The sequence below is a fragment of the Vibrio sp. 10N.222.48.A3 genome, assembly GCF_041475345.1.
Taxonomy (GTDB): domain Bacteria; phylum Pseudomonadota; class Gammaproteobacteria; order Enterobacterales; family Vibrionaceae; genus Vibrio; species Vibrio tasmaniensis_A.
In genome coordinates this window covers 1-2,044 of the sequence record NZ_JBFRVX010001019.1, presented here as the reverse complement: position 1 = coordinate 2,044, position 2,044 = coordinate 1, and the positions used below count along the sequence as shown (strand labels likewise).

The window sequence follows — 2,044 nt, the reverse complement described above, 5'->3', positions numbered from 1 at the left end:
GATCACTACGATCTGCCCGTTTTTTTTATGTCCAGAGTTGCGCATTTGGAAATATATTAGCTTTTAGAGAACATTAGCTTTTAGAGAAAAATAGCTTTTGCTCAACCATGATAAATCAACCAACATGCTGGTGAACTATTGGGTTATTTCGCTTTAGCCACTGTCGCTTCTGACAACTTACTTAGTACACCCGATATTTTTTGAATCACTTTGTCACAGCCATTGATCGCGTGACGCTCTACCAAGTAATTAGGATCGTTGTAAGACAACCATACTTTCTTATTGGAATCTTCCGTGACTAACACCTTCTGCGGTAAATCTATCGCGACTTCTTGAGCACATTGCATTAATGGTGTCCCTACTTTCGGGTTACCAAAGATGATGACTTCGGTTGGTCTCAATTCAAGATCGACCTTACTCGCGTTTTTCTGATGGTCGATTCTCGCAAACAAGGTCAATCCTTTGCTTTTGGCGATTTCTTCAAAGCGGTCAGCGGTCTCTTTCACTGAGTAATTACTTTGATATTTAATCAAACCATCAGAAGCCGTAGCTGAAAATGATGCCGAGAGTAAAATGGCGCATAGTGGTAGTAATTTTTTCATCGTCACCTCTGAGATTTAACCTAATCAAACTTACATTCGTAGCGCCACTTCTAAAATCAGCGACGTAACCCATGTCAGTATAGACACGTTTCCATTCTCAATTTGCAGAGAGGATCACTTTTCTAATGCGTCTTATTATCAGCAGTTGAGATAGGAATTGTTTCAAAAGCTAAACACATGATCAGTGCCACGACTTAGTCCCACACTTTTCACACTGGTATTCGTAATCACTGTCGACATAAAAACCGGGAACATTATGGTCACCTTTAAACAATAACGTCATCAGGTACTCCATCAACACGCCTAGTTTCCATTGTTTCTTTTCAGATTCCGCTTCCGCTTTAGATTGAGCATCGGAAGCGTTAACAGCAAGGTGCGGGGTAAGTGCGTTGCACTGCTCACAGTGATAAGGGTGTTTAATATATTTATTATCAAGTATTTATATAAGCCATCTAGCATTTATAAAGTTGACGAATACTAACAACTTATCACTCGGTTCTCGAACTCATTGTTGTCCTTTAGAGTTTTATTAGAAAGAAATGAGACACGAGATAATACCATGTGCCATGTATCTACTTTTATTGGCATTGCGCAGAACAAAAAGAGTAACCGTGTATCGTTTGAAATTTAGTTAAGCGCTTTAATTAGAACCGTGTATTTCCACAGGTTTGCTTCATCTTCTCCGAGCTCGATACTTGCTTCCCCACCCTCTTTATCAAGAATAAAAACAGGCATCTGTCCGCTAGACTCTCCATTTTCATAATCGCATGACATTTTGGCTTCCAGTAGAATAGCGTTAGCTTCATGCTTAGAAAGAACACCCGAATAAACGCATTCTTCAGTTTGAGATGAGACTTCCTGTCCGAAAGAGTCGAACTTAAAGGTTGGGAAGTTGAGTTTTGATTCAGAATCCTCGACAGTGATCGACACTTGGTAATCGATAGCTTCAATATTGTTATCGGTTGCAAATACACAACCGGAAACGCCAAGTAACAATACAGCTAAAGCAGTGGTTTTCATGTGGTTCTTATTCCTTCAACAATGGGCTTGCTACTCTGAAGTAACACTATGAATTCCCGGGTTTAATTTAAACTTTGTTAGGTAAAACTTGTTTGCCATTACTTGGCAAGATAGCTAACTTTTACTTTAATAGCCCTTTGTCCGCAGCACCTTCAAGCTGCACTTCTAGTTCTTTCCATAGAGCACGACTGCCTTTAGAAATACGCTCGCCATTAAAGGTCAGTACTTTGTCTTTGGATATGTTGTGCTTCTTCCAGCTGTGACCATCACCATGGATGTTATGAAGCAAAGGTGGCACTCTATCGATCGCCTTACCAAATCTGGCTTCCGGTGACTCACCCGCTTCGAACTCAAGCCATAAATCCAAATACTCGGTTCTTAAATGGCTTGGCAATGATTTCAGCAAGCGCTCAACACAGTTT

4 protein-coding genes are annotated in these 2,044 nt (G+C 40.4%); all 4 read right to left on the bottom strand.

Annotated features, from left to right (window positions below; all coding sequences use genetic code 11):
• Positions 1–143 precede the first annotated feature (143 nt).
• A complete protein-coding gene (locus AB4653_RS23165; RefSeq protein WP_009846817.1) occupies positions 144–602 on the bottom strand; it encodes a DUF302 domain-containing protein in 459 nt (152 codons plus the stop codon).
• A 181-nt stretch (positions 603–783) separates the two neighbouring features.
• The gene (locus AB4653_RS23160; protein WP_009846818.1) at positions 784–1,041 is read right to left on the bottom strand and encodes a hypothetical protein; all 258 of its coding nucleotides are present in this window, start codon (positions 1,039–1,041) and stop codon (positions 784–786) included.
• A gap of 188 nt (positions 1,042–1,229) precedes the next feature.
• A complete protein-coding gene (locus AB4653_RS23155; RefSeq protein ID WP_009846819.1) occupies positions 1,230–1,622 on the bottom strand; it encodes a hypothetical protein in 393 nt (130 codons plus the stop codon).
• Positions 1,623–1,743: 121 nt separating this feature from the next.
• A partial coding sequence (locus AB4653_RS23150) for an HD domain-containing protein (RefSeq protein WP_372105419.1) occupies positions 1,744–2,044 on the bottom strand: 301 nt, incomplete at its 5' end.

What these genes read in the sequence shown, in the direction of transcription:
- AB4653_RS23165 (WP_009846817.1), bottom strand. Translation starts at nt 602, where the DNA reads ATGAAAAAATTACTACCACTATGCGCCATTTTACTCTCGGCATCATTT.
- AB4653_RS23155 (WP_009846819.1), bottom strand. Translation starts at nt 1,622, where the DNA reads ATGAAAACCACTGCTTTAGCTGTATTGTTACTTGGCGTTTCCGGTTGT.